Below are 23,903 nucleotides of genomic sequence, written 5' to 3'. Positions count from 1 at the left end.
CCGCCGATGCTCTTGCGTTCACGCTTTCGTGCGATAGTCGAGCGCCTTGTTGCGCACGAGCCGCGAGCAGCCGATGGTGCGCTGGAGCAGCCCCTCCTGCTCCGGTGTCGGATAGAAGCGGAACCTGTACGCCCGCTCCTGCTCGCTGATGCTCATATTTAGAATTATACCACAATCATTTCTAAAGCTCATCCTGTGCGCCTTATATCCCCATGCCTGAAGGCAGGGGTTTTACGGCGCAATCTGATAAATCATCAATGGTGTGTGCGCGGCGTGCGCCGCGCACACACCCCCAACCACCGCGACGCGGCTTACAGCCGCAGCGCGCTCGCCGGGGTCTCGCCCGGCACGAAGGCTTCGAAGATGAAGCGGTCGAAGTACGGCAGGCATGCGTTGAGCTCCTGCTCACTGCGCACCGTCCATGCGACCGCCTGCGCGCCCATGCGCCGCGCGAACGCGAGCGCCTTGCTGTTGCCGTTGCGGTGGTCGTAGGCGATGAAGTCGGGACGGCTCATCCAGTTGAACGCGAGCTTGCCGGCCGCCCACACGACCGGGTCGGCGCCGCCGAACGGCGCATCCTCGGCGAGCTGTCCGCGTGACGTGTTCGGATGGTTCTCCTTGTACCAGTGCATCGCCGCCGGGTTGAACGACTCCACCGCATAGACGCCCTTGTATGCGTCGAGCAGATCGGCGGCCTTCTGCATCAGCGTGTCGTCGCGGCTGCCCCAGTCGCGCACGTTCTCGAATTTGAATTCGACGATGATCGGCACGCGTCCGTCGACGACGCGCAGCACGTCGGCGAGCAGCGGCACATGCTGGTAGTAGCCCTTCGGCGCCTCGTCCGGCGTCCTGACGATCGCCGGATCCTCGGCGGTCGCACCCGGCAGCAGCGGCGACGTCTCGGCGCCCGGCGCGGCCGTCGGGAACAGCGCGATCCTCATCAGCTCGTCGTAGGTGAGGTCGGCTATGCGGCGCGGGTCGCCGGCGACGCGCAGCAGATCGGGGTCGTGCGCGACGACGACTTTGTTGTCGAGCGTGAGCTGCACGTCGAGTTCGATGCCGTAGCCGGCCTCGGCGGCCGCTGCGAAGGCCGCGAGCGAGTTCTCCGGCGCGATCGGGCCGACCTCGTTCGGCGTGCCGTAGCCGGCCTGCATCGCCATGCGCCGCGCGAGCGCCACGTATTCGCCGCTCTCCCCCGCGTACTGCTGACTCAGCCCCGAACCGGCGTCGTGCAGACCGCGGTGCGCGTACATGACCTCCGGCAGCGACGACACATAGTTCTTCCTGCGGTTGCCGAAGCTGCGCGGCGCCGTCGTCCACACTGCGGCGCCAGCGGTGAGCGCCGCGCCGATGACGATGTTCCTCAACGTCTTTGCCATGATTGCTCCTTGTTCGTTCCTTGTTCCGAGCCTAGTGCACGCCGCGGCGGCGCCATGCGCGCTGTCAGCGAACGGCCGCCGCGCGCATCGTCCTACTTGTGTTTCCTGTGCCGCCGTTCGTGTCCCTTGAGATAGATGTCGATGACGATCCAACACGACAATACGAATGCGACGACGTATCCGAGGAAGCCGACGAGCGGGATGCCGAAGATGATCGGCTTCATGCCGGCGTAGTAGACGATCGACGATCCGATGAACAGGCCGACGACGATGAGCGCCATCGTGAGCCTGTTGACCATGTCCGACAGCTGCTGCAGCGGCTCCTCGGAGCCGACGAGCTCGAAGTTCGTCCGCAGTTCGCCGCGCGTGAGCATGTGGAGCGCGACGTTCGCTTCGCTCATCGATTTGAGTGCGCCGTGCAGCGCCGCGTGGCCTTCGAGCGCGAGCTTGCCCGCCTCGTCCTTGAGCGCCTGCGTCTTCGTCTTCGAATGCTCGATGTGCTCGGAGATGATCTCGATCATGTTGACGTCGGGGATGAACTTGTCGAGCAGCCCTTCGAGCGTCACGAGCGCGCGGCCGACCGTCGTGATCGAGCTGGGGATCTCGATGCCGTGGCGGCGCGCCATCTGCGTGAGCGACGTGAGGAACTGCGCGAGGTCGAGGTCCTGCAGGTTGACGGTGCCGAATTCCTCGATGATGCCGTCAAGGTCGGCGAGCAGCGACGGATAGTCGGCATGGCCGGCCTCGGTGCCGGCGAAGCGCAGCAGCGCGTCGGCGAGCTGCGCCGAATCCTGTTTGGCGACGGCGAAGAGCATCTGCTTGAGCGCGGCGCGCGTCGACGCGTTGAGCCGTCCGGTCATACCGAGGTCGAGCAGCACGATCTTGCCGCCGCGGATCTCGATGTTGCCCGGATGCGGGTCGGCGTGGAAGAAGCCGGCGTCGAGGATCTGGCACGCGTAGTTGTCGACGAGCTTCGTGCCGATCTCCTTGAGCGAGTAGCCGTCGGCGATCAGTTCGCGCGTGTGCGCGATCGGGATGCCCTCGATGTATTCCATGACGAGCACGTGCTCGGTGCACAGGTCGACGTACGGCGTCGGGCAGTCCATGTACGCGAAGTCGTCGCAGAAGCGTTTGAAGGCGCTCAGGTTGCGCGCCTCGTTGAGGAAGTTCGTCTCCTCGTCGAAGGTGTCCCACAGTTCCTCGACGACGCCCCGGAAGTCGACGACCTGCGCGTTGTGCATGATCTTCGTCGCGCCGCGCGCGAGCGAACGCATGATCGAGACATCCTCGGCCATCGTCACGCGCACGCCGGGACGCTGCACCTTGACGGCGACATCCTCGCCGGTGAGCAACGTGGCGCGGTGCACCTGCGCGAGCGACGCCGAGCCGAGCGGCGTCGGGTCGATCGTACGGAACACCTCGTTCAGCGGGCGGTGGTATTCGGATTCAAGCGTTTCGAGCACGATCGAATACGGCATCGGGTCGGCGTCGGCGCGCAGCTTCGACAGTTCGTCGCAGAACGACTGCGGCAGGATCTCGGAGCGCATCGACAGGATCTGGCCGACTTTGACGAAGGTCGGGCCGAGCGCCTCGAACATCAGCCGCATCTTGACCGGCGTCAGTCCCTTGAGCGCGTCGAACTGCATCGCGATCTTGCCGATCTGGTGCAGCCGCTTGAGCTTGCTGCGGCGCGTCAGATGGTACTGGTCGGCGAAGGAGCGGCGGTGCGCGCCGAACAGCCCGATCGTCTCGGGGTCCTTCGACGCCTTCGGCAGCCCGTCGCGCAGTTCGATGATGTGCGCGGCCTCCTGCGTCTCCTCGGCGTCGAGGAGACGTTCCTGCCGCGGATGCTTCGCGGCAGGGCCGTCGTCGTGCGCCTCCTGGTCCTGCAGCTTCGCATCGAGGTCGACGATCTTCGACGTGTCGACGCGCGCCTCGTGGCGTCGTTCGCGTGCGGCGCGCGCCTGCTCGTGCTCCTCGTGGCGCGCCTCATGGGCCTCGTCGCGCAGGTCGCGGCGCTCCTGCTTCGCGAAGCGGCGCAGTTCGTCCGGCGTCACGCCGCCGTCGGATATGGGCGCGGGGCCGGTCTGGTCTGAATGCTGGTTCATAGGCATACCGAAGCGTCGCCTGCGGTCCGTGGCCTCAGGCGACGCGTTGCATCATGGCGCGCCAAGGCGCGCCTGGGGTTGATGGTCCGGGGACTCACTTATCCGAGTCGGCGGCGGCCTTCTCGTCGGCGGCGTCATCCGCCTCGGAGGCGTCGGCCTTCGCGTTGAGGTCGTCGATGGCCTGAGCGGCCTGGTTGCGCAGTCCGGCGGCGGCGTCCTGCACCGTCTGCGAGGCCTGCGCGGCACGCTCCTTGAGCGAGTCCTTCTTGTCGCCGGCCTTGTGCGCGAGCTCGCTGTTGAGCTGCTTGCCCTGCTCGACGGTCAGTTCGCCGCGCTCGACGAGACGGTTGACGAGCTCCTGGCCCTTTTCGGCGGTCGTGGCGATCGCGCCGACGCCCGCGAGGAAGATCTTGCGCAGGCCTTCGCCGAAGTCCGGGATGTTGTTGTTCGAATCGGTCATGATGCCTCCCTGCTCATACCTGTGTTGGTATCGGTTAGTGCCAACTCTACACGTTCCGCCGCGCCGGACGTTCAGCGTGGGCGTAGCTGCGCGGCCTCGCGCGCCCGCTGCGCGATGCGGTCGATGCGCGCGAGCTCGTCGCGCGCCGCCGGCGTGGATTCGGGGCGGAACGCGCCGTAGCGGCGTTCGACGGCGGCACGGATCAGGAAATCGCTGATCGCCGGGTTCTTCGGCAACAGCGAGCCGTGCATGTAGGTGCCGATGACGTTGTGCACACGCGCGCCTTCGGTGTGGTCCTCGCCGTTGTTGCCCATGCCGTCGCCGTCGACGGCGCCAAGCGGACGCACGCCGCCGTCGAGGAAGGTCTGTCCGGAATGGTTCTCGTATCCGATGACGTCGCCGAAGTCGTCGCTGTGCTCGACGAGGTTGCCGATCATGCGCACGTCGCGGCCGACGGTGTGCGCGCCGATGATCGAGATGCCATCGAGCCGCGCGCCGTCGACCGTTTCGAAGTAGTCGCCGAACAGCTGGTACAGGCCGCAGATCATCAGCATCGGCACGCCGTCCTCGGCGAGCGCGCGCAACGTGTCGGCGCGCGCGTAGAGGTCGTCGATGATCTTCTTCTGGCCGGTGTCCTGACCGCCGCCGCCGAGGATGACGTCGGCGTGCCCGGGCCACGGGTCATGCTGGTTGACGGCGTGGATACGCGGCTCATAGCCGTAGAGCGCGAGCCGGCGTTCGATCGTCAGCACGTTGCCGGAATCGCCGTAGATGTTCATGTCCTTCGGATACAGCGAGACGATGTCGATCGCTCTGCCCATGCGTCGCTCCTTCACTTGCCCACGCCGGCGTCGGCGACGTCGGCGATCTTCGCCAGATACGCACGCACGGCGAGCATCGCCGTGTACGTGCAGTAGATGTGCTTGCGCCGGCCGGGGTTGCGCGCCACGAAGACGGCGACGGCCCGCCCGAGGTCGGTGTCGACGTCGTCGACGCCGACCTCGTCGTAGGCGAGGCGCAGCGCCATGTCCCACGCGCGCACGCCGGAGACGGCCGCGACGCCGCCGGCCTTCAGGCTCGTGAAGTCGACGTCCCACAGCCAGCTCATGTCGCGGCCGTCCGCGTATTCGTCGTTGATGCAGATCATCGTGTCGGCGTCGTCCGGCGGGAACGACGCGAGCGCGAGACGGAATCCCATCGGGTTCTTGACGAGCAGCAGCTCCGTCGGCGAGCCGTGCACGTCGATGACCTCGCCGCGTCCGAAGGCGGGCGTCACCTGCGCGAGCGCGTCGAGCAGCTGCGCTGTGCCGGCGCCGGCGAAGTGCTGCGCGCGCATGACGAATCCGTCGCGGCGCGAGGTCGGCAGCGTCGACGCGGCCCGTCCGATCATGTCGGGGCTGCGCAGGTCCTGCTGCACGGCGCGCACGACGGCGAGCGCGGCCGCCGCGTTGTAGAGGTTGTAGACGCCTTCGAGCTTGACCTCCGATTCGTATTCCTGGCCGTCGATGATCATCTGCGCGCGGTGGTCGCCGACCGCCGTGAGCATGACGTCGGCCGGCGTGACGTGCGCGGCCGGTGTCTGCTGCGGCGCCGGCGCGGCGGCGGCGAGCGCGACCGTCGTCGCCATGTCGTCGTCGGTCGGGAAGTAGCGGCGCAACGCGCGCGACAGGCCGAAGTATGACGCGCGCGTGTCGACCGGCGCGAGTTCGGCGAGCGCGGCGATGCGCGGGTCCTCGCGGTTGAGGACGACAGCGCGCGTCGTCGCCTCGGCGACGCGGCCGAGCAGCCGCGCCGTGTTGTCGATCTCGCCAAAGCGGTCGAGCTGGTCGCGCATGACGTTGAGCAGCAGCGCGTACTGCGGCCTGACCTGCGCGACGAACTGCACGGCGTAGGCCTCGTCGAGTTCGAGGACGGCGATGTCGGCGTCGATGCGCCCGCCCATCGTGACCTCGTTGAGCAGCGCGGAGACGACGCCGCGCGTGAAGTTGGAGCCGGTCGGGTTCGTGAAGACGCGCAGTCCGAGCGATTCGAGCATCATCGCGACCATGCGCGTCGTCGTCGTCTTGCCGTTCGTGCCGGAGACGAGGATGACGCCGAGCGGCAGCTGCGCGAGCGTGCGCCGCAGGAACGTCGGGTCGACGCGCTCGACGACCTTGCCGGGGAACGCGCTGCCGCCATGCCGGGTGACGCGCGACGCCCAGCGCACCGTCTTGCCGAGCAGCGGCGTCGCGAAGCCGTACCATGGTCCGCGGCCGGCCGCCGTCTTGTCTGTTGCCGTGTTCGCCATCTCAGACTCCCTGCTGATAGTCCTGGGGCATGTCCTGGAACTTCGAATACTGTCCGCGGAACGCGAGGTTGAAGGTCGCCGTCGGTCCGTTGCGGTGCTTCGCCATGATGATGTCGGCCTCGCCGGGACGGTCCTCCTTGTCGTAGGCGTCGGGGCGGTGCACGAGGAAGACGACGTCGGCGTCCTGCTCGATCGAGCCGGATTCGCGCAGGTCGGACAGCTGCGGCTTCTTGTCGTTGCGCATCTCGGGACCTCGGTTGAGCTGCGAGAGGGCGACGACCGGCACTTCGAGCTCCTTCGCGAGCAGCTTGAGCGCACGCGAGAACTCGGAGACCTCCTGCTGGCGGCTTTCGACCTGCTTGCCGGAGCTCATCAGCTGCAGATAGTCGATGACGACGAGTTTGAGGTCGTCGCTCTGCTTGAGCTGGCGGCATTTCGCGCGGATCTCCATCAGGCTCATGTTCGGCGAGTCGTCGATGTACAGCGGTGCGTCCTTGAGCTTGACGAAGAAGTTGTTGAGCACGTTCCAGCGGCCGGGGTCGATGTCGTCGGCGTTGCGCATCGCCGAGAGCGGGATGTTCGTCTCGGCCGAGATGATGCGCTGCGACAGTTCGATCTGGCTCATCTCGAGGCTGAAGATGACGGTCGTCAGGCCCTGATGGAGCGCGGCGGCGCGCGCGAAGTCGACGCCGAGCGTCGACTTGCCCATCGCCGGACGTCCGGCGACGACGATCATCTGGCCGGGCTGCAGGCCCTTCGTCACCGAGTCGATATCGCGGAAGCCGGTGAGGATGCCGGATTCGATCTCGCCTTTCTGTATGCGGTCGATCTGCTTGAGCGTCGCCTCGACGGCCGTGGCGATCGGCGTGTAGTCCTGATGCACCTTGCCCATGCTCATCTCGTAGATCTCGGCCTGGGCGAGGTTGACGACCTCCTGCGCCTGCGAGCCTTCGGCATTGTAGCCGAGCTGCGTGATCTTCGTGCCGGCGGCGATGACGTTGCGCAGGATCGCGCGCTGGTGCACGATCGTCGCGTAGTACACGGCGTTCGCGGCCGTCGGCACCGAGCCGATGAGGTCGTGCAGGTAGTCGACGCTGCCCACCTTCTCAAGGTCGCCGGCGTCGTCGAGCCGGTTCGCGACGGTCACGACGTCGGCCGGGTCGCCGGCCGAGAACAGGTCGATGATCGCCTTGTAGATCGTCTGGTGCTTCGGCTGATAGAAGTCGGACTCCTCGAGCGTCTGCGTCACCTCGCCGATCGCGTCCTTCGCCATCAGCATGCCGCCGAGCGTCGCCATTTCGGCGTCGTCGTCGTGTGGCGGCACGCGGTCGAACAACGCCATGTCGTTCTTGTCGTTCCTATCGAATCCTTCAGCCATAACAGTCGATTATATGAAAGGCGAACGCAAAAAGAAGACCTGCGCATGCGAAGGCCGTGCGAGGGCCGCGCACGCACGCGTGTCGGGCCTCCGCACGGAGTGTCGCGGCCGGTCGGGGTCCCCGCGGCCGCCGGATGCGCCGGCCTCAGCAGGCCTCGTCGACGGTGCCGGGCAGCCTGAGCTCCCGTTCGAGTCGCGGCAATACGGTGCGCGAGAAGGCGAGCGTCGACGGGCCGAACAGTTCGACAGTCGCATCGCGCAATGTCGGCTCATCCTTCCACGGCATGCGCGCGAGCCATATGGCCACGGCCGCGTCGCGGATCGAGCAGTAGTGGCGCAACACCTGCGTCCGCTCCTGCAAGGACATGTCGTCCACCCGGCTGTAGTCGATCTCGTTCTCGTCGATGAGCAGCATCGGCATCGCTAGCGTGCCGATGTCGCGCACCATCGTGCAGATCGAGTCGAGGCTCCTGAACGACGCCTGCAGCAGGTCGTCGTCGTGCGTCGCGAGCGCCCCCATCAGCTGGTTGCGCATCATCGCGCCGAGGATCGAGCCGGCGACGTCATTGAGGTAGAGCATGTTGCGCCACAGCGGCTTGCGCATCTCCTCCTCGCGTGCCTGCGGCGATTCGAAGAGCTCCTCGACGAGCTTCGGCTTGCCGTCCCACAGCGCCTCGACGGCCTGCCGCAGCTGCTGCACGTCATAGAGGAAGCGCTGATCGATGCGCCGTTCAAGCGCCGAGACACATGGCTTGGCCTTGACGTAGTGCGCGATGTCCTCCTCGTTCCAGCCTTCGCCGGCGCGGGCGCGGTCGAGCGCCTCGGCGACGCCGACATGGTAGGAGAAGTACTGGTAGGACGTGCACATGAGGTCATCGTCGTCGGTCGTACGGCTCGGCATCGAGACGTGCACGTCGCCGCGGGCGAGCGCCTGCTCGTATTCGGCGTCGGCCTGCAGCCGCAGCCCGTCGATCGTGTGGAGGATCTCGAGCGACCCCTCGTGCGCGCGGCGCTCCCCTTCGTTGCGGAAGCGGTGGTCCGGCGTCGTGGCCTGCAGCAGCAGGTCGCCGCCGACGGTGCCGTCGGTGAGCAACGTGTAGGCGACGCGCGCGGCGAGCATGCCCGGCTCGCCCCAGCGGATGACGCTGCGAGCGGCCATCGAACGCGTCATGCGGTAGTACTCGAAGCCGTCCTCGCAGCGCTGCCGTTTCGTGCCGAAGCGGCGCTTGTCGCGGCCGCCGAAGCGTTTGTCCAGGCTTTTGTCGTCGATCACGCGGATGCATAGCGGCAGTTCGTCGGCCGGACGGTCGGCGGCGAAGGCTGTGCGCGCCTTGTCCATGCGCTCGTACAGCCAGTAGCCGAGGCCGTGGCGGCGCACGACGTATTCGCAATGCGTCAGGAACGCCCTGCAGTGGTCGATGAAGACGCTGCTGCCCATCTCGGCCGCCGCGCACAGTTCGACCGGCCAGCAGGATGCGCCGAAGAGGTCCTCGCCGAGACCGAGCAGCCGTTCCGGCGCCGGCGGCATGATCGTGCTCAGCATATGGCCTTGCGGAGTGTCCTGTTCATCGACGACGATGCGTTCGGCGTTGACGATGTGGTCGTCGAACAGTGTGCGCAGTTCGACGAGTTTCTCGAGGAACCCTCGCGAATCGAGTGCAAGCATCGCGCCGTTGGCGCCCGGATCTGCTGTTGTGGACATGCGTCCTCCTTGTCCGTGGAATCTCGTTGGTCCGCACCGGTGTTGCAGCCACTGTGCCGTATTGCCGCCGCCTCGCGCCAGCTGCCGGCAAAACTTTGTGGAAATGTGGATGGTCCGCGCATGTCCCACCGATTTGGCGGCGATGTGGATAACCGGTTGCGCCCGCAGCGCAGCCATCATCGCCGTCCGCCGTCCCAGCCCCCCCCCTATCGGCGTCGCGCGGTCATCCCCATGACGGACCGTCCGCCATCTCCCCATGACGGACCGTCCGCCATCTGGTGATTCGTCCACATCGTCCGAGCCTTGGAACGACGCCGTTCGTACTTTTCGCCGCCTTTATCCGTCGCCATCGACGTTCAGCGGAAGGTGGAACGACATGCGCGGGGAGGAATTGTGGACAACTTCTTCACACTGCACCCCCACTTATCCACATTCTGGGGATAACCATGTGGATTGCGGTGGATTACCGTCCGGGTTATCCACATCCGGTGGATAAGTCTGTGGATAACTTGGGGATACAGCACGGAAAACAGTCCAATCTGAGGCACTCCGATTTGCGGACGCCGCCGAATTGTGCTATATGACGCCGGTCATATCCCGGTCATATCTCTATGCAGCACCCACGCCGGCGCCCGCATGCATCATCGTCCGCGGCGCCCGCCGAACGCGCGCCGCGTCGCATCATCGTCCTTTCATCGTCCGGCGATCGCCGCATGCGCGTTCGCAGCCATCGCCGTGACGAGCTGCGCGCTCCACCGGCTCCAGCCGACCTGCCCGGAGATCTGCTCGCCGGCGGTCGCGCCGAGCGACGACATGTCCGCCTTCGTCAGATCGAACAGCATGTCGAGCAGCACCGGATCGTGCCCGACATGCGCGGCGAGCTCCTCGCCGACCTGCGGATCGTTGGGATTGCGCGACGTCGAGAACTCGGACAACGTCAGATGCTCGCGCACAAGCAGCGTAGCCATCCGCACGATCGACGCATCGAAGCCCATCCGCTCGAGCACGGCGCGCGCATGCCGCTCGCCTTCGCGCGCATGGTCGGTGACGCGCGGCCGCTTGCCGATGTCGTGCAGCAGTCCGGCGAGCAGCAGCGCCGCGTAATGCTCGTCGTCATACCCGCCGCGCGCGAGCCGCGACGTCACGGCGATCATATGACGGTCGATCGTGTAGCGATGCGCCGCCGACGCGCTCGGCCGGTTGCGGATCGCCGCCCATTCGGGCATCCAGCGGCTCGGGATGTCGACGAAGTCGAGCTCCTCCCAGACGTCGAGCAGCCGTTCGCCGCTCGCGAGCAGCCGGATGAAGTCGGCGCGCGACGCGTCGTCCCAGTCGGCGTAGTGGATCGGCGACGTCGCGAGGTTCGCAAGCGTCGACGTGTTGATCGGCAGCCCCCGTCCGGCGGCGGCCGCGGCCACGCGCAGCGGCAGATCGGCGTCCTGCGACGCGTCGACGCCGGGAGCGAGCACGACCTCCTGCTCGTGCAGCGCGACGCCGGGCGCGAGCAGGTCGAACTTCGGCGCCTCGCGCCTGCCGCCGGCGCGCGGATGCATGATCTGGAAGAACGAGAAACGCGGCTGCTCGTGGACGAGCGTATGTTCGGCGCGCGCGGCCGTCGCGTCGAGCGAGAATGCGATCGTGCGGCCGAGGCGGGCGAGCAGGGTGAGCAGGTCGTCGATCGACGTCGCCGCACGTTCGTCGCCGGGCAATGTCGGATCGGCGAGGCCGAGCATCGCCGCGACCGTCGCCTGATACGGCGCGAGCAGCAGATTCGTGTCGCGGTGCGCGGCCAGATGGATGCAGTCGCGCACGTCGAGCAGCCGCTCGACGGCGGCATCGTAGCGGCCGTGCGGACGATCGGCGAGCCACGACGCGGACAGCGCCGCCGTCAATACGACGTCGCGCAGGCCGCCGCGCGACTCCTTGATGTCGGGCTGGTTGACGTAGGGCATGCGGCCGAAGCGCTCGAGGCGCCGCTTCGCCGAGTCGAGCAGCTCCGGCAGCCGTTTGCGCGCGGCCTTGCGCCACCGTTCGAGGATCGAGACGGCGGCGGCGGTGACGAGCGCCGCGTCGCCGGCGACCGGCCGCACGTCGAGCCATCCCATTGCCGCCGGCAGGTCGGCGTCGGTCACCGATTCGCATTGCGCGCGTGTGCGCACCGAATGGTCGAGGTCGATGCCGCCGTCCCACAGCGGATACCACAGCCTGTTCGCGAATTCGTTGAGCTGCGCGCCGCTCAATGCCCTGCCGTCGTGGATGAGCACGAGATCGAGGTCGGAGCTCGGTCCGAGCTGGCCGCGCGCGAGCGAGCCGACCGCCGCGAGCCCGATGCCGTCGCGCGGCACGTCGAAGGGCACGGCCGCGCACGCCTCGTCCCACAGCCGCGCGAGCGCGTCCATCGTGAGCGCCGTGCGCGCCGCGCGTTTCGCCGCGCCGTCGCGCAATACGCCGTCCATATCGGGTTCGCTCAGTGCGAGCAGACGTTGTCTGAGATCGTCGACCGCCGTCGTCATCGTCGGTTCCTCCTGACTGCGATGCGCGAGTCTCCGCTGTGCAGTCTCGGCTTGCGCAGCCGCCGCGTATACGTATATGTAATGACGGCCTCCGTGCACGTCGTGCAGCGGAGGCCGTCTCAGGGTGTCACATGGTTCGTTCGGGTCAGATGGCCGCGGATCCCGTTTCGCCGGTGCGCACGCGGGCGACCATGTCGAGCGGGGCGACCCAGACCTTGCCGTCGCCGATCGTGCCGGAGCCGGCGGACTTGATGATGACGTCGACGAGCGTTTCGGCGTCGGCGTCGTCGCACAGGACCTCGACACGGACCTTCGGGATCAGGTCGACCGTGTATTCGGCGCCGCGGTAGATCTCGGTATGTCCGCGCTGACGGCCGTAGCCGTTCGCCTCGGAGACGGTGAGGCCGTGGACGCCGGCGGCCGCGAGGGCCTCCTTGACGTCGTCGAGCTTGAACGGCTGGATGATTGCGGTGATGAGCTTCATGACTCACATCTCCTTGATGACGGAGCTGGCGGTGCCAGCGAAATCGTATGCGCGTTCGCCCTGATCGGCCAGATCGATGCCGCCGATCTCCTGGGCCTGGGTCACGCGCCAGCCGACGGTCTTCTCGAGACCGAAGGCGATGATCGTGGTGATGACTGCGGAGAAGGCCATCGCGACGAGAGCGATGACGATCTGCACGACGAGCTGACGCCAGTCGCCACCGCAGAACAGACCGGTGTCCTGCATGAAGAAGCCGAGCGCGACGGTGCCGATGAGGCCGCCGACGCCATGGACGCCGACGACGTCGAGCGAATCGTCATAGCCGAGCTTGTACTTGAGCGAGCAGGCGAAGCAGGTCACGATGCCGGCGATCGCGCCGAGCACGATCGACCAGATCGGGGAGACGACGTCCGCGGCCGGCGTGATCGCGACGAGGCCGGCGACGATGCCCGAGGCGGCGCCGATAGCCGTGTAGTGGCCGGTGCGGATCTTCTCGGTGAAGCCCCAGCCCAGCATCGCGGCGCCTGCGGCGAGCGACGTGGAGACCCAGGCGTAGCCTGCGGCGCCGTTCGCGGCGAAGGCGGAGCCGGCGTTGAAACCGAACCAGCCGAACCACAGCAGGAACGCGCCGAGCATGACGAAGGGGACGTTGTGCGGGCGCATCGGCTCGGTGCCGAAGCCCTTGCGCTTGCCGATGATCAGCACGATGATCAATGCCGCGACGGCTGCGTTGATATGGACGACGGTGCCGCCTGCGAAGTCGTGCGCGGCCGCGCCGATCGCCTGCGAGATCGGACCGTCGGCGGACAGCAGGCCGCCGTTCCAGACCATATGCGCCATCGGCGCGTAGTCGAAGGTGATCCACAGCGCGACGAAGATCATCCACGTGCTGTACTTGACGCGCTCGGCGATCGCGCCGCAGATGAGCGCGACGGTGATCATCGCGAAGGCGGCCTGGAAGCCGACATCGACCGAAGCCGGATAGTTGTTGCCGTTCATGCTCGCCGACGTGAAGACGCCGTCCTGTGCGACCATCGTGTCGCGCAGCAGGAAACCGGTCGCCGGATCGCCGAAGACGCCGCCGATCGAATGGCCTGCGTAGGCGATCGACCAACCCCACAGACCCCAGATGATGATCGTGACGGACAGGGCCGCCGCCTCCATCATCATCATGTTGAGCACGGCCTTGGCGCGGACCATGCCGCCGTAGAAGAATGCAACACCGGGTGTCATAAGGAACACCAAGCACGCGCTCGTCAATATCCACGCGGCATTACCGGAATCAAGCTGTCCCATACGGCCACCTCCCTCTCATATGTTCTTGTCTTGCCTTGTCCGCCGAAGGAGACGGCGGGCGACTCTCTTGATTTGCAGTCCCTTGCGGAACTCACAAGCCATATGGAACGCCCCGCGGATGTTGAGCATGTTTCGCCGCGTTACGAAAGTGTAAAACGCCGCAATACGGCGAAACGGGGGCATGGACCATATGGCCCATGCCCCCGTTTCCCGCTCAATTCCGGCGCTTCGCGACCGTTCCCGGCTAGTCGCCGAGGATGCCGTCGACGAAGGATTCCGGGTCGAACGGCGCGAGGTCGTCCGGTCCCTCGCCGACGCCGACGAGCTTGACCGGCACGCCGAGCGCCTTCTGCACCGAGATGACGATGCCGCCCTTCGCCGAGCCGTCGAGCTTCGTCAGCACGACGCCGGTGATGCCGATCGCCTCGGCGAACACCTTCGCCTGCGTCATGCCGTTCTGTCCGGTCGTCGCGTCGAGCACGAGCAGCACCTCGGCCACCGGCAGGTTCTTCTCGGTGACGCGGCGGATCTTGCCGAGCTCGTCCATCAGGTTCGCCTTGTTCTGCAGACGTCCGGCCGTGTCGATGATGAGCACGTCCATGCCGGTCTCCTTCGCCTTCGCCGAGGCTTCGAAGGCGACCGACGCCGGGTCGGCGCCGTCCTTGTCCGACCGCACGACCGGGACGCCGACCTTCGCGCCCCAGGTCTCGAGCTGGTCGGCGGCGGCCGCGCGGAACGTGTCCGCCGCGCCGAGCATGACCTTCTTGTCCTCGGAGACGAACAGGCGCGCGAGCTTGCCGGTCGTCGTCGTTTTGCCGGTGCCGTTGACTCCGACCATGATGATGACGCTCGGCGTGCTCGCGACCGGCTTCTCCGCTTCGAGACGGCGGTCCATGTCGGTGCCGACGAGGTTGAGCAGTTCGGCGCGCAGCGCCTCATGCAGCTGCTTCGGGTCGGTCTCGCCGGTCACGCGCGCGTCGCGGCGCAGCTGCTCGACGAGTTCCTCGCTCGCCTCGGCGCCGACGTCGGCGAGCAGCAACGTGTCCTCGACGTCCTCCCAATCGGCTTCGGACAGCTGGTCCTTCGCGAGGATGTTGAACAGCGCCTTGCCGAAGGGGTTGCTCGACTTGGAGAGCCGTTCGCGCAGGCGCCGCAGACGGCCCTTCTTGCCGACCGGCTTCTCGGGCTTCTCCTCGACCGGTGCAGGCACCTCCTCGACGATCGTCTCGTCGACGACGGCCGGCTCGGCCTCCTCTTCGGCGACCTGCTGTTCGGCCTCCGGCGTTTCGACGACCGTCTCCTCGGCGGATGGCTCCTCAGCAGCCGACGTCTCCGCAGCGGTTTCCTCAGCGGCTGCCGCAGTGGTCTCTTCGACCGTCTCCTCGACGACCGGCGCCTCGGCTGCCCCAGCGGGCTTTTCAGCGGATTCCGCAGTGGCTTCCTCACTGGATTCCTCAGGCTCGGGCGCCTTCTTCGGCTGCGGATGTTCGGGTTTCGCGGCCGGCTTGGCCGGCGCCTTGGCGGCGGCCGCGCACTGCTGCTGCTCGCGTTCGGCGGCGAGGCGTGCGTCGGCCTTCGCCCTGGCTTCCTCCTGCGCCTTGTTGATTCTCTTCTTGCGTGACCGATCGGCCCAGATGCCGCCCACGATGAACAGCACGGCGATGACCACGACGGCGATGATGCCGTACACGGTGTTCGTATCCATGGCTTCAGCCTAAAAAACTCAACGGACACGGCCAATCAAGAGGACGTGAAAGAATACGCGGTATGGCAAACGCTTCCAGAATGTCGTCGTATCAGCGTCGCGAACAGCTCATCCGCATCGGCCGTTCACTGTTCGCGTCCAAGGGTTTCGAGGCGGTCAGCGTCGAGGAGATCGCCGCGACCGCCAAGGTCAGCAAACCAATCGTCTATGAGCATTTCGGCGGCAAGGAGGGTCTGTACGCGGTCGTCGTCGACCGCGAGATGCGCTCGCTCAACGACGCGCTGTTCCAGGCGTTGTCCGGCGAGAACGTCCACCCGCGCCAGATCGTCGAACGCACAACGCTCGCGCTGCTCACCTACATCGAGGAGAACGCCGAGGGCTTCCAGGTGCTCGTGCGCGATTCGCCGACAACCGATCCGACGAGCTCGTTCTCGTCGCTGCTCGGCGACGTCTCCACGCGCGTCGGCGAGATCCTCGAGGAGTGGTTCAAGCGGCAGAAGCTGCCGGCGAAGCATGCGCCGTACTATGCGCAGATGCTCGTGGGCATGACCGTGTACACCGGCCAGTACTGGGCCGATCAGCGCAAGCTCAGCAAGGAGCAGCTCGCCGCGCTCATCGTGAACCTCGCATGGAACGGCCTGTCGCGCATGCAGGCGAAGCCGGAGCTGCGCTTCGAAGGCGAGAAGGCGCACAAGGAACGCGAGCGCGCGGCAAAGGACTCGCAGTCGGCGCCGCCGTCCGTCGAATCCGCATCATCCGAAGACCATGAGGATGCCGACGGCGGCGACGACGTCACCGCATCCAGTGATCCGACATCCTGAACGCGTTGTGCATCAGGTTGCTTGACGTGTAGAGCACCTGGTCGAGCAACGTCTGCGTGCGTGCGCGCAGCCACGTCGCCATCGTCTCGTTCGCGTCGGAGAGCGCGAGCCGCACCGCCGCGCGGCGGTCGTCGTCGGCGTCGTCGGCGAGCGCGTCCGTGTCCTCGGCGATCGATTTGTCGGTGTGCTCGACGAGGTTGAGCCCGTAGGAGAGCACGTCCTCGATGTACTGTTCGATCTCGCCGTTCGTGTCGAACCAGTGGGCGTCGGCGATGACGGCGATGATGCGGTTCATCCAGTACAGCGAATCGGTCGACGCGTGCACCGGCTCGGTGTCGCGCAGGAACGCCGGCGTATTGAGCACGTTCGCGTAGAACGGCGCCGGCGCAGTGAACGCGCCGCAGCCGTAGGAGATCCACATGAGCGCACGGTTCGCCTCGGGCATGTACGGGCGGATCTGCATGCACACCATGTGGCCGGTGCGGTTGATGCCGATCGGGCGGTAGCGGTGGCGGCTTTCGGCCGTGCCGGTCGTGCCGTAGGGATCGTAGGGCGTGCCTTCGAAATGCGAGCCCATCAGGAAGGCGACGTCCTCGACGCTCACCTTGCGTTCCGGTTCGCGGCACCACGGCAGATCCTGCGAATCCGGGCGGTACCGGGCGTCCGGGCCGTCCCAGTCATGCGACGGGTTCAGATAGCGCTGCATGTACCATGCGCGCGGCGTGTTGTAGATCGCGTCCTTCGGCGTCGCCGTGCCGAAGGCGCCGCGCGTGTCGAAATGCGAGGGGCTGTTGTTCTCGGACGTCATCGCACGGTTGAGATGATGCTCGTCGATGAATTCGCGCAAGTCGTCGCTGCACATGTTGTTGCGGCGTTCGCTCAGCGCGTCGTCGAAGTCGAGGACGTCGATGCCGAGCTGGTTCGGCACCGCCGCGTAGCAGTCGTCGGGCACGCGGCGCGCGATCCAATGGTGGCCGCCGATCGTCTCGACGTACCAGATCTCGTCCACGTCGCTGATGATGATGCCGTTCGACTCGTAGGTGCCGTATTCCTCGAGCAGCGCGCCGAGGCGTTCGACGCCCTCGCGCGCCGTCGTGACGTACGGCAACACGAGTGTGATGACGTCCTCCTCGCCAAAGCCGCTGATCTGTTCGCCGCCGGCGTCCTTGTCCGCCTTGACATACGGGTCGGCGGCGAGGACGCGCGGATTGACGCTGATCGTCTCCGTCGCGCTCATCGCCACATTGTGCTCGTTGACGCCCGCCTCGGCGAGGATGCCGCGGTTGTCGCGCACATTCGGCACGATGCTGTAGCGGCACGGGTCGTCGGGCAGTTCGATGCGGAAGGTCCCGGCCACGTTCGAGTAATCCCGCGGCTGGTCCTCGGGGGCCACGACGATGAAGCGCTTCGGGTCGTAGGTGCCGCTGCCCGAGTCGTCGTTGCGCGCGATGATCGTGGATCCGTCGATGCTGGCTGATTTTCCGACTAACAGTGTGGTGCAAGACATGATGCCCATGCTAGTCGAACCGGCGATTTGCGAAATCAATCCGGCAATGTATAATTGCAGGTTGTTGCCCCTCTAGCTCAACGGTTAGAGCAGCGTCCTTTTAAGTCGTGGGTTGTGGGTTCGAATCCCACGGGGGGTACCGAGCAAGGCTCTGAACCATTGGAATCCCAACGATTCAGAGCCTTCACCATATCCGGGCGCCGGCAGTCCGCACCCTTGTTTGAGTGCACTTTGGGTGCACATTCAGCGATAAAACCCCTACAGCCCAGCCAACCCGCCCCAAACATCCATCGCGTCTCACCCATCGACGGCGCCAGCGCCCCATCGGCCCCGCTCATGCTCACCCATCATCATCTCGCCACCTGTCCCAGCCCCGGCGCCGCATAGCTCGAGGTTTCCCTCAAACTATCGAGTTATGCGCCCAAGCTGCAATCCGACGCCGGCAGCCCCATGACGCCTATCGGCGCAACTGCACAACATCAACCATGACCCCAGTCCAACAGCACGCTTTTGCACACGAACCGCACACCAACGCACATCATGCCCCATTCGAAGCCGGACGTCCGCGCATATCTCGACACTTCCCGGAAACTATCGAGATATGCGCACAGCAGGCGACCGCACGCGCACACCCGTGCACTCACCACACCTCGTCAATGTCGCGAATCAGCCGCAGAATCAACGCCTTGATTTCGGGGATCTCCACGCGTTCCGGCGTCATCAGCCAGAAACGCACGCCCGAGATGAACGCACTCGCGATCATCTCAAGCACAAGCGCGCGGTTGACGGTCGACGGCCGCAGCCGCTGCTCGCGGGCGCCGTCGGTGAACAGCCGCTCCCAGAAGTGGTAGCCGAGCATGCGCTTCCATCGATCGACAAAACGCGCCGACGGCAACTCGACGAGCAGCAGTCGAAATTCATCCTCATGCCGGTGCAGCACACGCACGAAGGCGTCATAGGATTCGGTCGCCGACGCGCCGCCGCGCGCGAGCGCCCGCATCGCGTCACCGGCGTCGCACAGCTCGGCGAGGATGCGCTGTTCGATGACGTCGAGCACGGCATCGGCGTGCGCGTAGTTCTTGTAGAACGTGCTGCGCGCGACGAACGCGCGTTTCGCGAGCGCGCAGACGGTGATTTCGGCGGCACCTTTGCCGGTGTCGTGCATCCAGTCGACGAGCGCGCGTTCGATCTGCCGCCGCGCCGGCGTCTGCGTCGGCGGATGGGTCAGCTCGAGCACATCCGCATACGGATTCGTTTCCGTCATCGCCGTCAGCATAGACGACGACGGTGGACACTTTCGTCGTTTTTGCAGCCCTCCCCTCGTCTGAACGCGCCGTCGACGCATTTGAATGGGTAGTCACTTGGGTCGTATGCGGCCCGCAGTTCGTCGAAAGGGTGCCCATGTCGAGTTCGTCGTCCGCCGCCATCACCGCCGCGCGTCCGAAAATCGGCGTCATCGACGTCGGCGGCGGCCTGCGCAGCGCGTACGGCGCCGGCGTGCTCGACTGGTGCCTCGACCACGATGTGCGTTTCGACTACGGGCTCGGCGTCTCCGCCGGCGCCGCCAACGTCACGTCGTATCTCGCCGGGCAGCGCGGGCGCGCCTTCCGTTTCTACGCGGACTACTCGTCGCGCCCCGCATACATGGGCGTCGGCAATCTGCTGCGCACCGGCTCGTTTCTCGGCCTCGACTACATCTACGGCACGTTGATGAACGCCAGCGGCGAGGATCCGCTCGATTACGACGCGTTGACGTGCGGCGGGGTGCCGTATCGCATCACCGTGACGAACGCGCTCAGCGGCACCCCCGAGTATTTCGGCCCGGAGCATATGCGGCAGGATGATTACGACGCGCTCAAGGCCACCGCGTGCCTGCCCGTCATCGACCGCCCGTACGTCATCGACGGCGTCCCGTATTTCGACGGCACAATCAGCGATCCGATTCCGGTGCGGCAGGCCTTCGCCGACGGCTGCGACAAAGTCGTCGTCATCCTCACGCGGCCACGCGACTTCCGGCGCAAGGCCTCGCACGACGCCGGCAGCTCGACGCTGCTGCGGCTGCGCTACCCGAAGGCGGCGCGCGCACTCGCCCACCGCGCGCTGTCCTACAACGAGGAGCTCGACCTCGTCGAGCGGCTCGCGCGCGCCGGCAAAGCCTGCATCGTCGCGCCGCAGTCGATCGACGGCATGAGCACGCTCACCCGCGACGCCGACGCGATCGGGCGTCTCTACCGGATGGGACTTGCGGACGGTGCGACAATCGCCGATTTTCTCGCCGCCTAAGGTGGGCGTCCGCGCGCATGCGCAGCGTGGAACAATGTGAAGAATCCGTGTTTTCAGTGGGCTTTCAGCGATTCCGAAGCCGTTTGCAATCCGGCGTCAAGCGATGTCCAATAATTATCGACTGAGATGGTTCCGTCAGCAAACGCGCGTTGCATGTGCACGCGCATCGAATCACATGAAGGACCATCATGACGAATCACGATCACGACATCCAGAACACCGCGACGAACGCGGACGAGACGCCGACGGTCGCGCAGCAGCCGGTCGATTCGACGAAGGCATACAACTACGATTTCACGCAGCGTCCGGCCACACCGATGTACACGGCGAGTCCGACGCCGCCGCAGAACGGCGCGACCACGCGCATCCATGACAAGCTGAGTGGCAAGATGACGGCGTTCATCGTCGGCATCAGCCTCGCCTGCGGTCTCGGCGCCGGCGTCGCTGGCAGCGCGATCACGAACGCGCTGCACGATTCCGGCCAGTCCGGGCGCCATATGGCACCGTTCGCGCACAGCACCGACGAGCAGCTCGAGCAACTGATGCCCGAAGACGGCGAAGGCGGCGACATGGGCGGCATGGATATGCGGGGCTTTGAAGGCGGCCGCGGCATGCGCGGCAACCGTCAACGTCTCGAGGGCCGTGACGGATCGGATTCGCGCGATTCCGACAAGTCCGACCGCAACGGCTCGGACGACTCCAGCGATTCCGATTCCAACTCCGAAAAGGAGAGCAGCTACGTGTGGTACGGTGACCTCCTCAACCTGTAAATCGCACCGCACTGCAAAAACTCACCACACTGCAAACCGCCCCAACGCCGCGCCCCGCCCGCGCGGCGTTCCCATCCCCACCCCCACCGCCCCCAGTTCGCCCAATACGGCAGTCCGTGATTGAAGTCAACTACAGACTGCCACCGATCAACCCTCCGGCGGCAGTACGCGATTGAGCTCAACCCGCTGACTGCCGCGGCCGCCACACACCCCACCGTTCAGCCTCCCCTCCCCGTGTTCTTCTTCAGCAAAAGCGTCCGCCGAAGCGGCGTCGCACAATGGTAGGAAGCAGCCGCAGCCACGGCATCGACACGCAAACGCTACAGCATCCGTAGCGCTACGTACACCGTAGCGTATAAGGTTGCTGTCCGTATGACGGCCGCCGACGCGCTGCCGTCGCGACCCGCACCATCAGAGCACCGAGGAACACGAGGAGCAGAGGCACCATGCGCAACATATGGTTCATTCTCGGCAGAGACCTCAAGCGTCTGCTGCGCGTGCCCACCGCCTGGGTCATCCTCTTTGGCCTGACCTTCATCCCGGGATTGTACGCGTGGTTCAACATTGTCGGCTTCTGGAATCCCTACGGCAGCACGAGCGGCATCCGCGTCGCCGTCGCGAACGACGACCGCGGCGCGAACAGCGACCTTATGGGCAAGCTCAAGCTTGGCGACCAGATTGAGGACACGCTCAAAAAGAACCATCAGCTCGGCTGGGACTTCATGAGCCGCGCCGAGGCGATGGAATGCGTCGAATCCGCACGATGCTACGCGGCGATCGTCATCCCGTCCGATTTCAGCGAGCGCATCGCCGACGTGCTCACCGACACCGCGAACCGCCCGCAGATCGACTACTACGTCAACGAGAAGGCGAATCCGGTCGCACCGAAGATCACCGGCGTCGGCGCGACGACCGTCGACCGTCAGATCAACAACACCTTCGTCTCCACGGTCAGCGGCGTCCTCGGCGACATCGTCAACAAGACGAACACCAAGATCAAGGACGATTCCAACACGACGGTCGCGAAGATGACGGCACAGCTGAACAAGACGAAATCCAACCTCGAGGACGCGCGTGCGACCGTTGCGCAACTGCGCGAAACGCTCGGCACGACGAAATCGAAGACGGCGGCGGCACGGCAGGCGCTCGACGCCGTCACGGCGGCATCGACGAACGCGAGCGACGGCCTGACGACGGCGAACGATCTGCTGACGAAATCACAAGGATCGATCAACACCTTCGCCGCGGACGCGTCGAACCAGCTGGACAAGGGCGGCAACCTGATGCTGCAGGCAACCGGCCGCGCGTCGACCGACGCGACGCGCGTCGCGAACGGCGTCCTCGCGGCGAGCGGCGCGACCAGCGCCGCCCTTGGCAACATGACGACGGTGAACGAGGACACGGCGCGGATCCTCGACGACCTGAAAAACCTGCCGGACAACCCATTGTCCGAGCAGATCAACGAGATCGTGACGCTGCTCGAGCAGGAGAACCGCAAATCCGCGCAGACGCTCGCCTCGCTCACCGAACTGAACAAGTCGACGCAGCAAGCCGCGACGGACTCGCTCGCCACGATCAACCAGTTCTCGACGACGTCGACGTCGACGATCGACTCGCTCGCCGGCGCACGCACGACGATCAACACGTCGGCGCTGCCGCAGCTCAACGCCGGCCTGAGCTCGCTCGCCGGCACGAGCGGCGCGCTCGCCGGCTCGCTCAACGGGCAGGCGTCGCTGTCGGCGCAGGCGAAGCTCGTGCTCGACCAGATCGACTCGATCAGCGACGACGCCGACGCGTCGCTCAAGAGCACCGACAGCCTGCTCAAGACCTTCACCGACCGTCTCGACACGACGTCGACCGATCTGCGCTCGCTTGCGAACACCGACCTGCTCGCGCAGTTCACCGGCACCGACGGCGACGTCGACGTCTCGCGCATCGCGAACTTCATGCTGTCGCCGACGGTGCTCAAGACGCACACGCTCTACCCGGTGGACACCTACGGCTCGGCGATGGCGCCGCTGTTCACGAGCCTCGCGCTGTGGGTCGGCGCGTTCATGCTGATGGTGCTCATCCGCCTCGAGGTCGACCACGAGGGCCTCGAAGGACGCGACCCGAAGATGTGGCAGACCTACCTCGCACGCTTCCTGCTGCTCGCGCTGATCGCCGGCATGCAGGGCATCGTCTGCGCGATCGGCGACATCGTCGTCCATGTGCAGATGAAGAACGCGGCGCTGTTCATCTTCACCGCATGGTTCACGTCGATCGTCTACGTCTCGATCGCGTACGCATTGTCGGCGACCTTCATGCACGTCGGCAAGGCGCTCGTCGTCGCGCTCATCATGGTGCAGATCCCCGGCGCCTCCGGCCTGTACCCGATCGAGATGATGCCGGGCTTCTACCGTGCGCTCTACCCGATGTTCCCCTTCACCTATTCGATCGGCGCGTTCCGCGAGACGATCGGCGGCTTCTACGACGGCCACTGGGCGAAGGACATGCTGATGCTCGTGCTGTTCATGGCGATCGCCTTCGCGATCGGCCTGGGGCTGCGCCCGCTCATGTCGAACCTCAACCACCTGTTCTCGCGCGAGCTCAACGAGGCGGACATGGTCTACAGCGAACGCGTCTACACGCCGACGCACAAGTTCAGCATCAGGCAGGCCGTCGCCGTGCTGTCGAACCAGGAGGACTACCGCAAGCAGGTGCAGGCGCGCGCCACGAGGTTCGCGCGACTCTATCCGAAGCTGATGCGCGGCGCGCTCGTCGCCGGCTTCATCGTGCCGGTCGTATTGTTCATCACGTTCTCGTTCACGAACGGCACGAAGCTCATCGCATTGGCGACGTGGATCGTATGGATCCTGTGCATCATCATCTTCCTGATGGTCGTCGAATCGATCCGCAACAGCCTGCGCCGGGCGGCCGAACTCGGCACGCTCGACAAGGACGCGCTGCGCGAGCTCGTGCTCAACCACGGCATCATCACGTTGCCGTCGAAGCCGAGATTCGCGAAGAGCTACGCGAAGGCCGCCAAGACGATCGCCGACGACGATGATGACGACGACGATGACGAGGAAGAAGAGGAAGAGGACGACATGAGCGACCTCGAGGACACGCTCGACCTCGATCTGCACGAGCTGCGCGAACGGCTCGAGAGGAGCGTGCACGGCCTGCGGCCGCACCACGGACAGCATGAGGGGAGGCATTCGGCATGAA

18 protein-coding genes and 1 tRNA gene are annotated in these 23,903 nt (G+C 65.9%); 5 read left to right on the top strand and 14 right to left on the bottom strand.

Annotation, left to right across the window (positions count from 1 at the left end; translation table 11 throughout):
- Positions 1-18: 18 nt before the first annotated feature.
- From BcFMB_RS09810 to ftsY, 12 genes are all read right to left on the bottom strand, one after another.
- Positions 19-156 carry a helix-turn-helix domain-containing protein gene (locus BcFMB_RS09810; RefSeq protein WP_099721059.1) on the bottom strand — a complete coding sequence of 46 codons (138 nt, stop codon included), beginning with the start codon at positions 154-156 and terminating at the stop codon, positions 19-21.
- A 155-nt stretch (positions 157-311) separates the two neighbouring features.
- Positions 312-1,379, bottom strand: coding sequence for a glycerophosphodiester phosphodiesterase family protein (locus BcFMB_RS03365; RefSeq protein WP_099721058.1), 1,068 nt, complete (start codon positions 1,377-1,379; stop codon positions 312-314).
- A gap of 92 nt (positions 1,380-1,471) precedes the next feature.
- Positions 1,472-3,451, bottom strand: coding sequence for an ABC1 kinase family protein (locus BcFMB_RS03360; RefSeq protein WP_418215010.1), 1,980 nt, complete (start codon positions 3,449-3,451; stop codon positions 1,472-1,474).
- A 130-nt stretch (positions 3,452-3,581) separates the two neighbouring features.
- Positions 3,582-3,947, bottom strand: coding sequence for a phasin family protein (locus tag BcFMB_RS03355; RefSeq protein ID WP_099721056.1), 366 nt, complete (start codon positions 3,945-3,947; stop codon positions 3,582-3,584).
- Positions 3,948-4,018: 71 nt separating this feature from the next.
- Entirely contained in the window at positions 4,019-4,768 is a 750-nt protein-coding gene (locus BcFMB_RS03350) for a type 1 glutamine amidotransferase (protein ID WP_099721055.1), read from the bottom strand.
- Positions 4,769-4,779: 11 nt separating this feature from the next.
- On the bottom strand, positions 4,780-6,234 hold the full coding sequence (locus BcFMB_RS03345) for a Mur ligase family protein (protein WP_099721054.1): 1,455 nt from the start codon (positions 6,232-6,234) through the stop codon (positions 4,780-4,782).
- 1 nt (position 6,235) lies between these two features.
- Positions 6,236-7,612, bottom strand: a complete 1,377-nt coding sequence (gene dnaB, locus BcFMB_RS03340) for a replicative DNA helicase (RefSeq protein WP_024541422.1) — start codon at positions 7,610-7,612, stop codon at positions 6,236-6,238.
- Between the two features lie 145 nt (positions 7,613-7,757).
- Entirely contained in the window at positions 7,758-9,314 is a 1,557-nt protein-coding gene (locus BcFMB_RS03335; RefSeq protein ID WP_024541423.1) for a hypothetical protein, read from the bottom strand.
- A 692-nt stretch (positions 9,315-10,006) separates the two neighbouring features.
- Positions 10,007-11,827 (bottom strand): [protein-PII] uridylyltransferase family protein, encoded by a 1,821-nt coding sequence (locus tag BcFMB_RS03330; RefSeq protein WP_024541424.1) that lies wholly within the window; start codon positions 11,825-11,827, stop codon positions 10,007-10,009.
- Positions 11,828-11,972: 145 nt separating this feature from the next.
- Positions 11,973-12,311, bottom strand: coding sequence for a P-II family nitrogen regulator (locus BcFMB_RS03325; RefSeq protein ID WP_024541425.1), 339 nt, complete (start codon positions 12,309-12,311; stop codon positions 11,973-11,975).
- 3 nt (positions 12,312-12,314) lie between these two features.
- Complete coding sequence (locus BcFMB_RS03320; RefSeq protein WP_024541426.1) at positions 12,315-13,607, bottom strand: ammonium transporter; 1,293 nt, start codon at positions 13,605-13,607, stop codon at positions 12,315-12,317.
- A gap of 244 nt (positions 13,608-13,851) precedes the next feature.
- Entirely contained in the window at positions 13,852-15,312 is a 1,461-nt protein-coding gene (gene ftsY, locus BcFMB_RS03315; RefSeq protein WP_099721053.1) for a signal recognition particle-docking protein FtsY, read from the bottom strand.
- Positions 15,313-15,374: 62 nt separating this feature from the next.
- On the opposite strand from ftsY, the gene BcFMB_RS03310 reads away from it, so the two are divergent.
- Positions 15,375-16,133, top strand: coding sequence for a TetR/AcrR family transcriptional regulator (locus BcFMB_RS03310; RefSeq protein WP_099721052.1), 759 nt, complete (start codon positions 15,375-15,377; stop codon positions 16,131-16,133).
- Here BcFMB_RS03310 and BcFMB_RS03305 read toward each other — a convergent pair.
- Positions 16,105-17,640: a C69 family dipeptidase gene (locus BcFMB_RS03305; RefSeq protein ID WP_099721712.1), complete on the bottom strand. Its 1,536-nt coding sequence runs from the start codon at positions 17,638-17,640 to the stop codon at positions 16,105-16,107. The two genes, BcFMB_RS03310 and BcFMB_RS03305, sit on opposite strands and share 29 nt — an antisense overlap.
- A 66-nt stretch (positions 17,641-17,706) precedes the next feature.
- On the opposite strand from BcFMB_RS03305, the gene BcFMB_RS03300 reads away from it, so the two are divergent.
- Positions 17,707-17,779 (top strand) — tRNA-Lys (locus BcFMB_RS03300).
- A 501-nt stretch (positions 17,780-18,280) separates the two neighbouring features.
- Here BcFMB_RS03300 and BcFMB_RS03295 read toward each other — a convergent pair.
- Positions 18,281-18,904, bottom strand: a complete 624-nt coding sequence (locus BcFMB_RS03295) for a TetR/AcrR family transcriptional regulator (protein WP_231371397.1) — start codon at positions 18,902-18,904, stop codon at positions 18,281-18,283.
- 137 nt (positions 18,905-19,041) lie between these two features.
- Here BcFMB_RS03295 and BcFMB_RS03290 point away from each other — a divergent pair, with 137 nt between their 5' ends.
- The 3 genes from BcFMB_RS03290 (at position 19,042) to BcFMB_RS03280 (ending at position 23,902) form a co-directional block, all read left to right on the top strand.
- Positions 19,042-19,923, top strand: coding sequence for a patatin-like phospholipase family protein (locus BcFMB_RS03290; protein ID WP_099721051.1), 882 nt, complete (start codon positions 19,042-19,044; stop codon positions 19,921-19,923).
- A gap of 188 nt (positions 19,924-20,111) precedes the next feature.
- Entirely contained in the window at positions 20,112-20,693 is a 582-nt protein-coding gene (locus tag BcFMB_RS03285) for a hypothetical protein (protein WP_024541441.1), read from the top strand.
- Positions 20,694-21,139: 446 nt separating this feature from the next.
- Positions 21,140-23,902: a YhgE/Pip domain-containing protein gene (locus tag BcFMB_RS03280; protein ID WP_099721050.1), complete on the top strand. Its 2,763-nt coding sequence runs from the start codon at positions 21,140-21,142 to the stop codon at positions 23,900-23,902.
- The last annotated feature ends 1 nt before the right edge of the window (position 23,903 follow it).

It is taken from the genome of Bifidobacterium choerinum, from assembly GCF_002761235.1.
Taxonomy (GTDB): domain Bacteria; phylum Actinomycetota; class Actinomycetes; order Actinomycetales; family Bifidobacteriaceae; genus Bifidobacterium; species Bifidobacterium choerinum.
This window is presented reverse-complemented; position numbering and strand designations above follow the sequence as displayed.

What these genes read in the sequence shown, in the direction of transcription:
- BcFMB_RS03330 (WP_024541424.1), bottom strand. Translation starts at nt 11,827, where the DNA reads ATGACGACGGCGGTCGACGATCTCAGACAACGTCTGCTCGCACTGAGC.
- BcFMB_RS03350 (WP_099721055.1), bottom strand. Translation starts at nt 4,768, where the DNA reads ATGGGCAGAGCGATCGACATCGTCTCGCTGTATCCGAAGGACATGAAC.
- BcFMB_RS09810 (WP_099721059.1), bottom strand. Translation starts at nt 156, where the DNA reads ATGAGCATCAGCGAGCAGGAGCGGGCGTACAGGTTCCGCTTCTATCCG.
- BcFMB_RS03335 (WP_024541423.1), bottom strand. Translation starts at nt 9,314, where the DNA reads ATGTCCACAACAGCAGATCCGGGCGCCAACGGCGCGATGCTTGCACTC.
- BcFMB_RS03295 (WP_231371397.1), bottom strand. Translation starts at nt 18,904, where the DNA reads ATGACGGAAACGAATCCGTATGCGGATGTGCTCGAGCTGACCCATCCG.
- BcFMB_RS03345 (WP_099721054.1), bottom strand. Translation starts at nt 6,234, where the DNA reads ATGGCGAACACGGCAACAGACAAGACGGCGGCCGGCCGCGGACCATGG.
- BcFMB_RS03310 (WP_099721052.1), top strand. Translation starts at nt 15,375, where the DNA reads ATGGCAAACGCTTCCAGAATGTCGTCGTATCAGCGTCGCGAACAGCTC.
- BcFMB_RS03280 (WP_099721050.1), top strand. Translation starts at nt 21,140, where the DNA reads ATGCGCAACATATGGTTCATTCTCGGCAGAGACCTCAAGCGTCTGCTG.
- BcFMB_RS03365 (WP_099721058.1), bottom strand. Translation starts at nt 1,379, where the DNA reads ATGGCAAAGACGTTGAGGAACATCGTCATCGGCGCGGCGCTCACCGCT.
- BcFMB_RS03290 (WP_099721051.1), top strand. Translation starts at nt 19,042, where the DNA reads ATGTCGAGTTCGTCGTCCGCCGCCATCACCGCCGCGCGTCCGAAAATC.
- ftsY (WP_099721053.1), bottom strand. Translation starts at nt 15,312, where the DNA reads ATGGATACGAACACCGTGTACGGCATCATCGCCGTCGTGGTCATCGCC.
- dnaB (WP_024541422.1), bottom strand. Translation starts at nt 7,612, where the DNA reads ATGGCTGAAGGATTCGATAGGAACGACAAGAACGACATGGCGTTGTTC.
- BcFMB_RS03320 (WP_024541426.1), bottom strand. Translation starts at nt 13,607, where the DNA reads ATGGGACAGCTTGATTCCGGTAATGCCGCGTGGATATTGACGAGCGCG.
- BcFMB_RS03285 (WP_024541441.1), top strand. Translation starts at nt 20,112, where the DNA reads ATGACGAATCACGATCACGACATCCAGAACACCGCGACGAACGCGGAC.
- BcFMB_RS03305 (WP_099721712.1), bottom strand. Translation starts at nt 17,640, where the DNA reads ATGTCTTGCACCACACTGTTAGTCGGAAAATCAGCCAGCATCGACGGA.
- BcFMB_RS03355 (WP_099721056.1), bottom strand. Translation starts at nt 3,947, where the DNA reads ATGACCGATTCGAACAACAACATCCCGGACTTCGGCGAAGGCCTGCGC.
- BcFMB_RS03325 (WP_024541425.1), bottom strand. Translation starts at nt 12,311, where the DNA reads ATGAAGCTCATCACCGCAATCATCCAGCCGTTCAAGCTCGACGACGTC.